This window comes from Povalibacter sp. (genome assembly GCF_036520495.1).
In the GTDB taxonomy this organism is placed as follows: Bacteria; Pseudomonadota; Gammaproteobacteria; order Steroidobacterales; family Steroidobacteraceae; genus Steroidobacter.
In genome coordinates, this window is record NZ_DATDJO010000015.1 from 99997 (window position 1) to 115317 (window position 15321).

Annotated in this window: 10 protein-coding genes; 4 read left to right on the forward strand and 6 right to left on the reverse strand. The window is 62.6% G+C overall.

The window, feature by feature from the left end; translation table 11 throughout:
- Nucleotides 1–251: 251 nt before the first annotated feature.
- Nucleotides 252–413 carry a hypothetical protein gene (locus VIZ63_RS04745; RefSeq protein WP_331608369.1) on the forward strand — a complete coding sequence of 54 codons (162 nt, stop codon included), beginning with the start codon at nt 252–254 and terminating at the stop codon, nt 411–413.
- A gap of 66 nt (nt 414–479) precedes the next feature.
- On the opposite strand, the gene VIZ63_RS04750 is transcribed toward VIZ63_RS04745, so the two are convergent.
- The 6 genes from VIZ63_RS04750 to prpR form a co-directional block, all read right to left on the reverse strand.
- Nucleotides 480–2120 (reverse strand): hypothetical protein, encoded by a 1641-nt coding sequence (locus tag VIZ63_RS04750; protein ID WP_331608370.1) that lies wholly within the window; start codon nt 2118–2120, stop codon nt 480–482.
- A 115-nt stretch (nt 2121–2235) separates the two neighbouring features.
- Nucleotides 2236–3804, reverse strand: a complete 1569-nt coding sequence (locus tag VIZ63_RS04755) for a hypothetical protein (protein WP_331608371.1) — start codon at nt 3802–3804, stop codon at nt 2236–2238.
- Nucleotides 3776–4546 (reverse strand): hypothetical protein, encoded by a 771-nt coding sequence (locus tag VIZ63_RS04760; RefSeq protein ID WP_331608372.1) that lies wholly within the window; start codon nt 4544–4546, stop codon nt 3776–3778. Before VIZ63_RS04760 ends, VIZ63_RS04755 begins: the two co-directional genes overlap by 29 nt.
- Before the next feature lie 86 nt (nt 4547–4632).
- On the reverse strand, nt 4633–5571 hold the full coding sequence (locus VIZ63_RS04765) for a DUF3617 domain-containing protein (RefSeq protein WP_331608373.1): 939 nt from the start codon (nt 5569–5571) through the stop codon (nt 4633–4635).
- 260 nt (nt 5572–5831) lie between these two features.
- Nucleotides 5832–8339 carry a TonB-dependent receptor gene (locus VIZ63_RS04770; RefSeq protein ID WP_331608374.1) on the reverse strand — a complete coding sequence of 836 codons (2508 nt, stop codon included), beginning with the start codon at nt 8337–8339 and terminating at the stop codon, nt 5832–5834.
- A gap of 560 nt (nt 8340–8899) precedes the next feature.
- Nucleotides 8900–10831 carry a propionate catabolism operon regulatory protein PrpR gene (gene prpR, locus VIZ63_RS04775; RefSeq protein ID WP_331608375.1) on the reverse strand — a complete coding sequence of 644 codons (1932 nt, stop codon included), beginning with the start codon at nt 10829–10831 and terminating at the stop codon, nt 8900–8902.
- 149 nt (nt 10832–10980) lie between these two features.
- Between prpR and prpB the strand changes: the two genes are divergently transcribed.
- The 3 genes from prpB to acnD form a co-directional block, all read left to right on the forward strand.
- The gene (gene prpB / locus VIZ63_RS04780) at nt 10981–11862 is read left to right on the forward strand and encodes a methylisocitrate lyase (RefSeq protein ID WP_331608376.1); all 882 of its coding nucleotides are present in this window, start codon (nt 10981–10983) and stop codon (nt 11860–11862) included.
- Between the two features lie 36 nt (nt 11863–11898).
- Nucleotides 11899–13056 (forward strand): bifunctional 2-methylcitrate synthase/citrate synthase, encoded by a 1158-nt coding sequence (prpC, locus tag VIZ63_RS04785; protein WP_331608378.1) that lies wholly within the window; start codon nt 11899–11901, stop codon nt 13054–13056.
- Nucleotides 13057–13061: 5 nt separating this feature from the next.
- The coding region (gene acnD / locus VIZ63_RS04790; RefSeq protein ID WP_331608379.1) for a Fe/S-dependent 2-methylisocitrate dehydratase AcnD at nt 13062–15321 on the forward strand (2260 nt) is incomplete at its 3' end.

Sequence of the window (15321 nt, forward strand, 5' to 3'; positions counted from 1 at the left end):
CATTTTCGTTTGCATGATCAGACATCCCCGTCGCATTGCAGGTGACGCAGCGCGGCGCACGACCATTGCAGCGCCACGACCAATGACCGGTTATCCAGCCGCTTTTCCGTATTCCCGGACGGCGACACACAACTCGTCGCCCGCCCATATCTTCTCGTCGAAATTAATGCGCGCGGTTGCAACCCTTTCGAACGGCTCCGAGTCTCATCTCCACGTCGAATCGCCACACGACGTGAACAAAGGAGATGGTCATGACTACCCACACGTTCTACGGTCAGTTGGTTCATCGCATGGTTTTCCTGCTCGCGGCCGCGGCGATCGTCGCCGGTTGTCTGACGCTCGGAACGTTCGCCGCGCAGACGGCGCTGACGCAGCACAAGGATTACAGCGTCACGATCACGCAGCTGTCCTGACCCTCACCCGCAGCCTACTCAATGAACGCGACGCCGTTGGAACGCGGCGCCGTTGCTGTCGCCAGATCACGGTGATCGTGAGAGATGACCTGCATCCCGAATCTGCTTGAGCACCGGTCGTGTGCTCTCGCCTGCGACCTGCAGCAACCGTCCATGGAAATCGTTGCTGAGTTGCGTAGCGCCGGACGCCTCTGCCGCTCGTGCAGCGCCGAGCAGTGAATTGAATCGGGCAGGATAGGCTTCGAGTGATCGTTGGTAGGCCGCGAGCGCCTCGGCCGGGCGCTTCTGCGCCTGCAGCAGATCACCCAGTTGTTCACCCGCCGGCAACGTCGGGCCCGGTGTGACTGAGTGCTTCGGTGTCGACTGCTCCAGCTCGACGGCCTGCCGCATCAACGTAACGCTGGCCTCCTGTTCATCCTGCGACCACGCGAGCCACGCACTGAGTTCGAGCCGAAGAATGCGGATGCTGCGCGCGAACAGATCTTCACCCCCCTTGGCGGCGACGCTCTCGAGCACCTGAAGTCGCTCGACGGCCTGCCTGGCAATCGCAGCCTCTCCAATATGCACCGCACCCAACCCGCGCGCGAATTGCACCGTCGCTTCGGGCCAGGCGAATCGATCCCAATCGAGCGTCGCAGGCTGTCGCGGCACGAGCCGCGCCGCCTCGTCCCAGGCCTGCCGTTCCAGCACATAGCGCGACTGCGTGGATGCCAGATGAAACGCGGTCTTGAACGTGGGTTCGAGGCGTTCCGTCGCGCGCAGGCGTTGCAGCTGCGCGGCGGCGGCCTGGTCGTCGCCCTTCTGCAGATAGGCATACACGAGGTACTCGAGGGTGTGGGGAAACTCGTCCCACACGTACTGCCCCTGATCGCCCGCTGGATGCGCCAGCGCCGCATCGGCCGCACGCAGATTGCCGCTGATCACCCGATCCCAGTCGCCGAGCCGCGTGTAGATATGCGTGGGCATGTGCAACGCATGCGGATTGTTCGGCGCTATCCGCTCGTACTTGCGGGTAATTTCCAGCAACTCGCGTTCGCGTCCCGGCACATCGTTGGCATGAACGAGGTAGTGCATCGCACCCGGATGATCCGGATTGCTCTCATAGACCTTGAGCAGAATGGCGGCAGCGCGGTCCGCGTGCGATCGATCGACGACGTCCGACGGTGTCGTGGCGAGGTGGGCGAGCGCGTAGAACACTGCCGCTTCGGGATCCTGCGGCAGGGCCTCATAGGCCTTCTGTTGCGCCTGTTCCCAACGACGGATACGCACCCAGTAGTCGGTGGCGGCCGGATCGAGAAAGAATGCCTCCGCGGCTGCGATGAACAGGCCTTCGCGATCTGCCTGCGGATGCAATGATTTTGCTTTTTGCACCGCCGCCCAGCCCGCCTGTCGCGCCTCGGGTCCGGGACGCGTCGGCCACAGCGGCTGGAAGAGCGTCATCGCGATGCCCCAGCGAGCCATCGCGCACTCCGGATCGGTCGCAGCCACCTGCTCGAATGCCGCGTGCGCCTGCGGATAGGTCATGTGATGCAGCAGCGCGAGCGCCCGATCAAATCCGGCCTGCGCCTGCGTCGAGCAGGAGACCGGAAAATCGACTTTGCCGAGTGCGTCATGATCGTGCGGGGAGCTTGCTGCCGCCGACCCGCTCACGGGAACCAGCAGCATCGATCCGACGATGACTGCAACGACATCACGACGCAGTGACATGGCTTTTCCTGTCGACGGACGACTCAGGCGCTCATGGTAGTCCTGTGTCGCCGATCTGTTGAGCTGGCCATCCGTACAAAGTGCGTCACGTGGAAGCCTCCGACACTCGGACCGATCACTGCTCGCTTCCTTTGGATCTACCGCGGCTGGCAATTCCGAATCCAGAGAAAAGCATCTCCACGGGGGAACACGGGGTAAGAGAAGGCTGCAAGAATGCGATTCCTCCACCCCGTGTCACCCGTCCCGCGGGATTTCCTTCGGTCATGCTCGCCGTGGAAATCTTCGCTTCTTCTTCGCTGACGTCGCAGCGTTCGGCGCCGGGCAGCTTGCCCTGACTCAGCAGGTGCAAATTGATGCGGGCGCGGTAGTCCGCGGAATCGAGTTCAATCGACCGCTCGAACTCGGCGGCAGCAGCATCGAAGCGGCAATCGATCGCGTAGGCCATGCCCAGATTGTTGGCCGCACGCGCGCTGCCAGGATTGCGCGTCGCGGTGTCCTGCCAGAACGTAATCTCGGTCGCGTAGATGCGGTTGCGCTGCACGGTTGCGATGCTCAGCAGGCTGAGCAGCAGAACGGCGACACCGTAGCGCATCGATCGCGATGCACGACTCAATGACAGCAGACGCAGCGACACCCACCACACCGGGCCGATCAGCGCGAGGTACAACTGGCGATCGTTGGCGACATCGAGGCGAGGCAGAACCGAATTGGTCGGCGCCAGCCACAGCAGGAACCAGAGCACCGCGAAGGCACCCACCGGCGCCGTGCGCAGACGCAGCATTACGCCCACCAGCAAAGTCAGCCAGAAGATTCCCAGCAATACGCTCAGCGCATCGATGCTGTCGATCACCGGCAACTGTGGATCGGCATTGCCATTGCCGAGACGCACGAGCTGCCCGGCGAGATAGACCAACGCGCGCGATTGCGTGAGCAGGTTGGCGACGAGCGAGCGGGTGTCGAGACTGACCTCCAGCAAGTATCGATATCGCGGCAGCGACAACGCGAGGATCAGCATCAGCGCTGTCAGCAGCAACACTGGCATCAGCCGCCTGAGCGTGGCGCGCACTGGCCGATCCGCGGAATAGACCCACAGCGCCAACGGCAACACCAGTGCCGTCTCCTTGGTCGCCACCGCCGCCGCGAAACCCGCACAACATGCGATCAGCCATGCGGTGGCGTACCGGCTTTCTTCACTCCGCACCCAACAGAACAGACTGACCAGGCAGAAAGCGGCTGCCAGCGAACTGGAGCGGCCGGAAATGTAAGTCACGGCCTCGGTCTGCACCGGATGCAACGCGAACAGCAGCGCCGCAAGCAATGCCACCTGCGACGCCTGCGCCACGACGAGCCCCGCTCGAGTACCGCGCACACGTAGCAGCCAGAAGACCAGCGTGGCATTCAGCGCGTGGATCAGTACGTTTACGACACGAAAGCCGACTGCCGTATCGCTCGCCTGGAAGTTCAGCGCATAGCTGAACTTCAGCAACGGCCGGATGCCGGGCATCGACTCCCACCACGCGGCGAGCGAATGAACGCGCGGGTCATTCACGATGACGTTCCAATCGTCGAACTGGAAGCTGGCAGGGAATGCAGACCAGTACAGAAGAATGACGGCGATCGCGGGCACGAGCGCCAGCCACGCGGCCGCAGAGTTCTCAACGGGCGGTAACGGTGGCGAAGGCATCGTTGATCATTCCATGAGCCTGCCACCAGCGCTGCGTTCCGCCAAGCATCACCAGCCACACGTCATGGCCGTCGCGACGCGTATAGGCGATGAGGCATTGCCCGGCCTGCGAGGTGTAGCCCGTCTTCAGGCCCACGGTGCCGTCCAGACGTCCGAGCAAATGATTGGTATTGGCGAACCTGATGCGGCGACCGGCGCGGGTGACGAGTTCCGCCTGCGGTGTCGCGACCAGCGCCGCGATCAGCGGTACCGCGTGTGCGGCCTGTGCCAGCTTGAGCAGATCGATGACCGTGCTGCGTTGGCCGGGCGCATCGAAACCGCAGGGATCGATGAACGTCGACGCCTTCATCCCCAACGCCGCGGCGCGCGTCTTCATTCGCACCCGCAATGCATCGACATCGGGTGCAGCCGACTCCACCAGGGCACGGCAGGCGTCGTTGGCGGAGCGGATCAGCATGGCAGCAAGCGCCGCGCCGGCAGTAACTTGCTCACCCGCGCGCAGGCCGAGCCGGGTCGGCGGTGTGGCAGCGGCAGTGGCGCTGACGGTCAACCAGCGATCAGGATCCCAATCCGATTCGAGCACCACCAGCGCGGTGAGCAGCTTGGTGAGCGATGCGGGTTGCAGGGCGAGCGCAGGCTCGCGCTGCCACAGCGGCTTGCCGTCGAGGACGAGCACATAGCTGCGCGCGGTATCCGGATACGGATCGGAAGTCGCCGCAACGGGCGACGATGTGATCAGCATTGCCAGCGCCGGAATCAGGGAGACGAAGAGTCGTCCCCCCGATCCGCGCATGAACTGGCGAGGCAAGATGCGTTCGAGCAAACCCGTCAGTTGCCGAGCAGGCCGCCGAGCGCCTTCTTGCCCTTGCCGAAGATACCCTTGACCTTGCTCCCGGCGCTTTCGGGCTGAGAACTGGCATAGGACGAGCAGAAATCACGGTACTTGTCGCTGATGCTGGTGTAGCTGCGTCCGGCGCACTGCGCTGCCGCCAGCGTCGCCGCCTGGGTCGGGCACTGGCTGGTGAGGAACTTCAACTTGCCGGACTGCTCGGCGGTATTGCAAAGCTGTTCACGCTTCGCGGTGGCCGAGAAGCCGCACAGCTGTTCGGTTTCGGCGAGGGGACGCGAGCCGGGTGCATTGCTGCCGTTGGATGCCTTCTCCATCTCGGAGAGATTCAAAAAGCTGTCATGCGTCTGGGCAGCGGCACAGAACGTCTTGTGATCCGCCGGATCCTTGCACTGGGTCGTCATCATGTAGGGGTTGTTGCCTTCCGCCGCAAACTTGCGGCACGTCTCGGCCATCATCTTTTCGCCCTGCGCCATCTGCGCCTGAGCCTGTGCCTGCATCTCCCTGGCCTTCAGGTTGATCTCGCCGCCATCGCAGCCGCCGATCTTCCTGCCTTCCATGTTCATGGTCATCGTCTCGCCCTGGGTGTTGATCACCATCTTGCCCTGGTAGTGATCCGCGCCGAGGTAGGTGAACTGCGCCGACCCGTCCATCTTGTCCTTGCCCGTGCATCGCATCTTGAAACTCTGCACATTGCCGATCCGGTTGATGTCATAGACCTCGCAGTTTTTTTCCGTTTGCACCGGCACCGAGTCATCGCCAGGCTGCTTGCAGATCTCGGAGCTCATGGCTGGCATGCTCATGCCGGACATCTGCATCGACGAGGTGATCTTCCACTTCTCGCCCTGGACCGAACCTTGGGCCAACGCCAGCGAGGTGCCGGCACACGTCAACAACAGCGCTTTGCACAGGGTATTCATCGGATGTTCCCGCAATGGTTGATTCTTCTACGGGCGGGTGACCTGCACTCCTCGCCCAACGGTGGCGCGAGTCTAGCCCAGCTTCCGCGGGGCTCACCATGTACTAGAGTCGCATCCGGCGAACGGTTCGTCGCTATCGCGGGTTATGTCAGGGCAAACGGGGCGTCCGGCCAATCATTGCCATTAAGAGAATCCCCTAATGGCCGCATCCTGCCGATCGGGGCGCCCGCATACATTGCGGGCGCCCGCTCAACAGCTGATTACCGTCCGAAGTTGTAGGTCAGATCGATGCCGTACGCACGGCCGGCGGCGGCATGAACGAACGAACCACCGAACTCCGGCGCAGGAATGACTTCGCCCAGATAGTTCTTGTCGGCGAGATTGCGTCCCCACGCGGTGACGCTCCATTCATCGGTGTCGAAGCCGATGCGGGCGTTGACGAGGGTGTACGCATCGCGGCGTGTCTTCGAATAATCACCGGGCAGACCGAACTGCGTCTGTACCAGCTCATCCTGCACCGGTCCGAACCAGGTCTTGCCGACCGTGCCTGCATCCACTCGCGCGCGCAACGACAGGGACGTATTCAGCGGCACGCTGAGCGCAATGCCCGCATTCGCGGTGTACTCGGGCACGTACGGTACTTCGTTGCCGGTGGTGTACGGCCGGCTCGCGAATTCCCGGATCTCGCTGTCGATGAGTCCGACACCGGCGAACAGGCTGATGTAATCGTTCGCTGCCCAACGCACATCACCTTCGAAGCCTTGCAGGCGAACTTCATCGACGTTCATCACCGTGCGCAGCAGGCCGAACGGACCAACGAGGAAGTTGAACAGCTGCATGTCTTCGACGGTCGTGTGGAAGGCCGCGAGATTCACCTGCACCGTGCGGTCGAGCATCTCGCCCTTCAAGCCGATCTCCGCAGCCTTCGACACTTCCTTGTTGTAGTCGTCGTAGTTGATGCCCTGCGTGGTGATCGCCGGCTGGGTCGTCACGTTGCCTGCAGCGTCCACGTATCGCAGGCCCCCGAGGAACTGCGCGATGGTCGCGTTGCTGCCCGTCGAGTTGAAGCCGCCGCTGCGGAAGCCGTAGCCGTAGGACGCGAACGCCGACCAGCCATCGTGGAATTTCCAGTTGAGCGACAGCTTCGGCTGCCACTGCTCGAACGTCCGCGAGCGATTCGGAATGCCGCTGGTCGCGAGTTGCGGATCCGCCGTGTACGCCGGGTTGATGTACGGCACTCCCGGTCCGGGACCGAAGTTCACCGTCTGCGCGAATGCGTTGGCACCGGTGGGCACATTGTTGTCGGCCGAACGCTTTTCGGTATCGAAACGCAGCGCCAGCGCCACTTCGAGATTCGGCAGGATGTCGTACGCGATCTGACCGAAGACCGCCGCGACTTCGCTGCTGAAATCATCGTCATAGAGCAGGTCCGTCGGGCTGGGACCACTCGTCGGCGTGAAGCCCTGAGCGATAATGCCCAGACCGGCGTCGGAGCCTTGCGAGACGACGACGCGACGTTCGATGTCCGCGAAGTACACGCCGGCCAGCCAGCGAAATGCCTGATCGCCGGGCGAGGCAATGCGAATCTCCGCAGAGACGTCCTCCTGATCGCGCTGCTGATACTGGTAACCATCGCAGCGCGACGGACCATAAGGCGGCAGTACCGAATCAGCGCCGGCATAGAACGTTGGCGACGGCAGCGGCCCGCCCACCTGCGCTGCGATATCGCTCTGGCACACCGCCGTTCGCGAGTACAGACCGAACGATGCACTGGCGCCGTCTGTCAGCAGGTAGTTCGTCTGATCGTTGTAGGCGGCCCAGGCGGTCAGCTTGCCGATCGAAACATCCCAGTCGCCCTTGACGGAGAACTGCACGTTCTCCTGCTCGTTCTGCGGCGAAATGTTGTTGATATAGGCGAACGGATGCTCGTTCACGTTCTCGAAGAAATCCTGGTTGCCCGTGAATGCGGCGAAGCCCGGCAGCGCGAATGCGGCATTGAAGTTGATGGCGCCCGACTTGAGCTTGGAGTACTTCGCCTTCACGTCGATCTTGCCGTTGTCGCCGACCTCGAACATCACGCGCGGTGTGACGCCGTATTCCTCCATGTAGTCGACGCAGTCATCGCAGCCCAGGAACGAGTTGCTGTAGAAACCATCGGTCTTGCGGTAGAACGCACCGATCCCGGCATTCACGCTGTCGGCGAGGCCGCCCGCCAGATAGGCATTGGCCTTCTGCGTATTCTTGTTGCCATAGCCGACCGTTGCAGTCGCCTCGAAATCCTCCGTCGGCTCCCGTGTCGTCAGGATGACGGCGCCGGCCAATGCATTGCGGCCGAACACTGCACCCTGCGGACCCTTCAGCACTTCGATCTGCTGCACGTTCGCGAGCTCCTGGTTGAAGGAGTTCGGATTGGTCTGCAGGACGCCATCGATGACGAAGGCGAAATTGGTTTCGACGTCACGTCCCGTGTTGATGCCGCGAATGTTCAGCTGCAGATCGCCGACTTCCGCGGTCTGAACCTGCGACAGTCCTGGCGTCAGGGCAACGAAATCTCCTGGACGTTCGACGCCGGCAAACTTGATGTCGTTCGCGGTGAACACCTGCACGGTCGCAGGCACATCGCTGAGTTTTTCTTCGCGCTGGCGGGCCGAAACGATGATCTCTTCGAGCGTGACGCCCGGTGCGCTGCTCTGAGCGAACACGGCCGTGCTCGAGGCGAGGCCTGACATGACAAAAATAAGAGCGGAGGAGGATGCTCGCGATGACATGTGATTTCTCATTGAGTTGTTGAGTCGAAGCCGAGACTGATCCGCGCAGGCTGACGCAGCTGCGCATGTGCAGGCCCCACACTGACGGAATCCCGTGATGCTTCAAAGCAACAGCGAAATCTGTCAACCATCAGTGCAACCGGCGCACGTACGTTCAACTAGAGCTGGCGATCTGTCTCGTGTCAACAACATCGGCTTCTGACCCGGCAGCCGTTGCGGCGGCAAGAGGAGCACGACTCACCGCCTTCCCCGGTCCCCGACGTAAACACCTGTCTGCCCTGAATTTCTCTCATCGGTCAGGAATGACGACGCGCCATTGCGACCGCGAAAGGCCATTCACGCAATGCATCGACATGCGCTAAATTCATCGAGCGCGCATCCGCGCGGCCTGCTTGGACCGCGCGACGCGCAACGCCATCGCGCGCAGTAACCCGACACAGCTACCCCCCCCCCCGGTGGGTCCGGCTTCAGCCGGACATTCCTGTAACAGCGGAAGGAGCAACGCATGTCCGGCAAAAGCCCGGCTAAAGCCGGACCCACAGGGAGGCGCAGAAAAGCATTTATGCTCGCTGCTTCAATTTGCGCCACAGCGTCGTGCGACCAATACCGAGTCGCCGGCACGCTTCATCGCGATCGCCATCACACTCCGCCAGCACCTGTCGCACCCAGTCCGCCTCGACCCGGCTGCGACGATGCGCAAGCCCGGTTGCCGCCACCCCTGCAGCGGCGCTGTCGTAAATTTCCGGGATGAGCTCCTGCAGATTAATGTCCTCACCGCTCGCCGCTGCGGCGGCCGAACTTGCGATGCGTTCGATGAGATTCTCCACTTCGCGCACATTGCCGGGCCAGTCGTAGCTCGCCGCTGCTTCGATCAGGCGCGCAGCCAGTGATTCGACGATCGTACGATCCGCATGCAACCGGGTGCAGGCACGCGCCACGATGTACTGCAGCAGCACCGGCAGATCCTCGCGACGTTCCCGCAGACTCGGCAGTTCGACACGCAGGATGTTGAGTCGATAGTAGAGATCGCGACGGAATTTCTGTTCGTCGATCTGCTGCGACAGATCCCGATGCGTCGCGGCAATGACTCGCACGTCGACACGCGTCGGTTCGACAGCGCCGATGCGCAGCACTTCGCGCTCCTGCAGCACGCGCAATAAACGAGTCTGCAGCGAGATCGGCATCTCACCGATCTCATCGAGAAAGATCGTGCCGGTGTGCGCTGCCTCGAAGAGGCCGGCCTTGCCGCCGCGACGCGCACCGGTGAATGCACCGTCTTCGTAACCGAAGAGCTCGCTTTCGAGCAGCGTTTCGGTGAACGCGGCGCAGTTGATGGCAATGAACGGCTGCGACGAGCGCCGGCTGGCGTGGTGAATTCCCTGAGCCAGCAACTCCTTGCCGGTGCCGCTCTCGCCCACGATGAGGACGGTGCCTTCGCCGTTGGCGTACTGGGCCGCCAGACGCCGGGCACGCCGGATCGCCGCGGACTCGCCGACGAGATCCGACAACTTGTAGCGCACGACCGACGTGGAGCGATAACGACGCGAACGCAGCGTGCGATCCACGCGTTCGATCGCGGCCGGGTCCTGGCACGTCAGCACTGCACCCGTTTGCACACCCTGCTCCATCAACGGCATGCGATTGGTAATCAGCGTCCGCGGGCCGAAGCGCTGCAACTCATCCGTCTCCACTCGCGCACTCTTCAGAACATCGAGCAGGGACAGCTCCGGGGCAATGTCGCTGAGCTTGCTGCCCATGGCCTGGCTCGACGTCAGTCCCAGCACCTGCTCCATCGCCGGGTTCAGCGCATAGATGCGCTCATTCAAGTCGACCGCCACCACCCCGTCGCGCAGCCTCGCCAGAATCGTATTGAGTCGCTCGCGGCGTGCTGCTTCGAAGCGGGCAATGCGCACGACCTCGATGGAATCGTCGAGCGCCTGACGCACCGCATCCATCGAGTAGAGAAAGACACCGTGCATGCCGTTCTGGTCCGCCAGGTCGGCCACCAGACCAGGAGCGACGATGACCTCGATGCCGCGCGTCCGCAGTTCCTGCACGCAGTCGCTGGCATCCTGGTCCGTGCGGTAGCTGCGCTGCTCGATACCGAGCTGGAACAGCTCGTTGAACTGCTGCACGTCGGGCGGCGTCGTACCGTAGGTGACCAGGGCGATGCGATTCGAGAGGTCGCGCGCACGCCCGAGGGCGCGCATGATGTCGAAACCGCCAACGCGGACCAGCACGACAGGAATGTTCAGGCGCCGGCGCAGGTATTCGCCGTTCGAGCCGGCGGCCACCAGCACGTCCACTCGCTCTTCTTCGGCCATCGCCCGAATCTCGGACACGGCCTCCTCGAAGCCTCGATCGAGCACGGACACCGTCGCCCGATCCGCGTAGCTCGGCGCCAGCTCATTGAAGAAGGAGCGCAGACGGTGCAAGCCGACCGCGATCACTCTGGGCTTGGGCTGCTGGACGGGCGCGGTATCCGGGCTCATGGGGCTGGAGTCTCAGTCAGTAGATTTCGATATTGAAACAGGACCCTTTCCCGATTGAAACATCCCCTGCTTCCATGCCATATAGATCAATGAGTTATCTCTGGCACGCGTCTTGCGACAGAGCCCCTACCTAACCCCTGAGACACACCATGAGCACGACCCCCGGCACCTTGTTTCGCGAAGCCCTCAAGGCCGAAAGTCCCCTGCAGGTGATTGGCGCCATCAACGCCAACCACGCCCTCCTGGCCCAGCGCGCCGGCTACCGGGCGATCTATCTGTCGGGCGGCGGCGTTGCGGCCGGGTCGCTCGGGATGCCTGACCTCGGCATCAACAACCTGGACGACGTGCTGGTGGACGTGCGCCGTATCACCGATGTCTGCGAACTGCCGCTGATGGTGGATATCGACACGGGCTTCGGTCCGAGCGCGTTCAACATCGCACGCACGGTGAAGAGCCTGATCAAGTTCGGCGCCGCGGCCTGCCACATCGAAGACCAGGTCGGCGCCAAGCGCTGCGGTCATCGCCCGGGTAAGGAAATCGTCACGCAGCAGGAAATGGCGGATCGCGTCAAAGCCGCTGCCGATGCGAAGACCGATCCGAATTTCTTCCTGATCGCACGTACCGATGCCATCGCCGTGCACGGCGTGGATGCCGCGATCGAACGCGCGCTGGCCTGCGTCGAAGCTGGCGCCGACGGCATCTTCGCGGAAGCCGCCAACGACCTGCCGACCTACCGCAAGTTCGTCGACGCCGTGAAGGTACCGGTGCTCGCCAACATCACCGAGTTCGGCAAGACGCCGCTGTTCACGATCGAGGAACTGCGCAGCTCGGGCGTGGCGATGGCGCTGTATCCGCTGAGCGCATTCCGCGCGATGAACAAGGCGGCCGAGAACGTCTACATGGCCATCCGTCGCGACGGTCATCAGCGCAACGTCGTCTCGACCATGCAGACCCGCGAAGAACTGTACGAGCGCATCGGCTACCACGCCTACGAACAGCACCTCGACGCCCTGTTCGCAGCCCGCAAGTAATCGACTCACAAAGAATCCGAGCTGGAGAAACATCCGATGACCGAAACCGCCGCCGCCCCCGCCTTCAAGCCGAAAAAGTCCGTTGCACTCTCGGGCACCGTCGCTGGCAATACTGCGCTGTGCACCGTGGGTCGCACGGGCAACGACCTGCATTACCGCGGCTACGACATTCTCGATATCGCCACGGTCTGCGAATTCGAAGAACTGGCCCACCTGCTCGTGCACGGCAAGCTGCCGACGGTCGCTGAACTGTCCGATTACAAGCTGAAGCTGCAGTCGCTGCGTGGCGTGCCCGCCGGCGTGAAAGCAGTACTGGAGCAGCTGCCACCATCGGCTCATCCGATGGACGTGATGCGCACCGGCGTATCGGCGCTCGGTTGCCTGAGCCCCGAGAAAGACGATCACAACACGCCCGGCGCACGCGACATCGCGGACAAGCTCATGGCGTCGCTCGGCTCGATGCTGCTGTACTGGTATCACTTCAGCCATAACGGCAAGCGCATCGACACCGACAGCGACGAAGATTCGATCGGCGGCCACTTCCTGCACCTGCTGCATGGCAAGCGTCCCGACCAGTTGTGGGTGCGCAGCATGCACACCTCGCTGAACCTGTATGCCGAACACGAATTCAACGCATCGACCTTCACGGGTCGCGTCATCGCGGGCACCGGCAGCGACATGTACTCAGCAGTTGCAGGCGCCATCGGCGCACTGCGCGGCCCGAAGCATGGCGGCGCCAATGAAGTCGCCTTCGAAATCCAGAAGCGCTACGACACGCCGGATCAGGCCGAGGCCGACATCCGCGCCCGCGTCGAACGCAAGGAAGTCGTGATCGGCTTCGGGCATCCCGTCTATACAGTGAGCGACCCGCGCAACAAGATCATCAAGGAAGTCGCGCGCGATCTGTCCGCATCGGTCAACAGCATGAAGATGTACAACATCGCCGAGCGGCTCGAGAGCGTGATGTGGGAAGTGAAGAAGATGTTCCCCAACCTGGACTGGTTCAGCGCGGTGAGCTACCACATGATGGGTGTGCCGACCGCGATGTTCACTCCGCTCTTCGTGATTGCCCGCATGAGCGGCTGGAGCGCGCACATCATCGAGCAGCGCATCGACGGCAAGATCATCCGCCCGAGCGCCAACTACACAGGCCCCGAAGACCTGAAGTTCGTCCCGCTCAAGGACCGCAAGTAACTTCCATGAATACCGCCTATCGCACACCGCTTCCGGGAACCTCGCTCCAGTACTTCGACGCGCGTGCCGCGGTCGATGCCATCGAGCCCGGCGCGTACGACACCTTGCCGTACACCTCGCGCGTCAAGGCAGAAAATCTGGTGCGCCGCGCCGATCCGGAGAAGCTCACCGCGTTCCTGACCCAGCTCATCGAACGCAGGCGCGACCTGGATTTTCCGTGGTTTCCGGCGCGGGTCGTGTGCCATGACATCCTTGGTCAGACCGCGCTGGTGGATCTCGCCGGCCTGCGAGACGCCATCGCGATGAAGGGCGGTGATCCTGCAAAGGTGAATCCGGTCGTCCCGGTGCAGCTGATCGTCGATCACTCGCTCGCCGTTGAGTTCGGCGGTTTCGACAAGGACGCGTTCGCGAAGAATCGTGCAGTGGAAGATCGCCGCAACGAGGATCGCTTCCACTTCATCGAGTGGACCAAGAAAGCGTTCGACAATATGGAAGTGATCCCGGCCGGCAACGGCATCATGCACCAGATCAATCTGGAGAGGATGTCGCCGGTCATTCACGCGAAGGATGGCATCGCGTTCCCGGATACGCTGGTGGGCACAGACAGCCACACACCGCACGTCGATGCACTCGGCGTGATCGCGATTGGCGTCGGCGGACTGGAAGCCGAGAACGTCATGCTCGGTCGCGCCTCATGGATGCGTCTTCCGGACATCGTTGGCGTGGAACTGTCGGGCCGGCCGCAGCCGGGCATCACGGCGACTGACGTCGTGCTGGCGCTGACCGAATTCCTGCGCAAGGAAAAGGTGGTCGGTGCGTATCTGGAGTTCTACGGTGAAGGCGCTGCTGCCCTCACGCTGGGTGATCGCGCGACGATCTCCAACATGGCTCCAGAGTACGGCGCCACGGCGGCGATGTTCTTCATCGACCAGCAGACGATCGACTACCTGCGACTCACCGGTCGCGAAGATGCACAGATCAAGCTGGTCGAAACGTATGCCAGACATACCGGCCTGTGGGCCGATGCACTGAAGACAGCACAGTACGAACGCGTGTTGAAGTTCGATCTGTCCTCGGTCGTGCGCAACATGGCCGGCCCGTCCAACCCGCACAAGCGCCTGCCGACGTCGGCGCTCGCCGAACGCGGGATTGCCGGACCCTGGACGCAAGAGCCCGGCCTGATGCCGGACGGCGCGGTGATCATCGCCGCGATCACGTCCTGCACGAACACCAGCAATCCCCGCAACGTGATTGCTGCAGGCCTGCTGGCTCGCAATGCCAATGCTCGCGGACTGACCCGCAAGCCCTGGGTGAAGAGTTCGCTCGCGCCGGGATCGAAGGCCGTGCAGCTGTATCTCGAGGACGCGAATCTGCTGTCCGAACTGGAGCAGCTGGGTTTCGGCATCGTCGGCTTCGCCTGCACGACCTGCAACGGCATGTCGGGTGCGCTCGATCCAAAGATCCAGCAGGAAATCATTGACCGCGATCTGTACTCGACCGCGGTGCTCTCGGGCAATCGCAACTTCGATGGCCGCATTCATCCGTACGCGAAGCAGGCATTCCTCGCCTCGCCGCCGCTCGTTATCGCTTATGCAATCGCCGGCACCGTGCGCTTCGACATCGAGAAGGACGTGCTGGGTATCGACCCGAGCGGCAAACCGGTGACGCTCAAGGACATCTGGCCGAGCGACGCCGAGATCGACGCCATCGTCGCGCAGAGCGTCAAGCCCGAACACTTCCGCAAGGTGTACGAGCCCATGTTCACGTTCAAGGTGAACACCGAGAAGGTCAGCCCGCTGTATGACTGGCGCCCGCAGAGCACCTACATCCGCCGTCCGCCGTACTGGGACAAGGAAGGCCAGGGCGCACTCGCCGCGCGCGAACGCACGCTGAAAGCAATGCGCCCGCTTGCCGTGCTCGGCGACAACATCACGACCGACCATTTGTCGCCGTCAAATGCGATTCTCCTAGATAGCGCGGCCGGAGAATATCTCGCGAAGATGGGCTTGCCGGAGGAAGATTTTAATTCCTATGCCACGCATCGCGGCGATCATCTGACTGCACAGCGCGCAACGTTTGCTAATCCGACGCTAAAGAACGAAATGGTGCAGGTCGATGGCAAACAAAGAGCGGGTTCGCTCGCGCGTCTTGAACCCGATGGCAAAGTCGTGCGTATGTGGGAAGCGATTGAGACCTATATGGATCGCGCGCAGCCACTGATCATCGTCGCTGGCGCGGACTACGGTCAGGGCTCATCGCGAGACT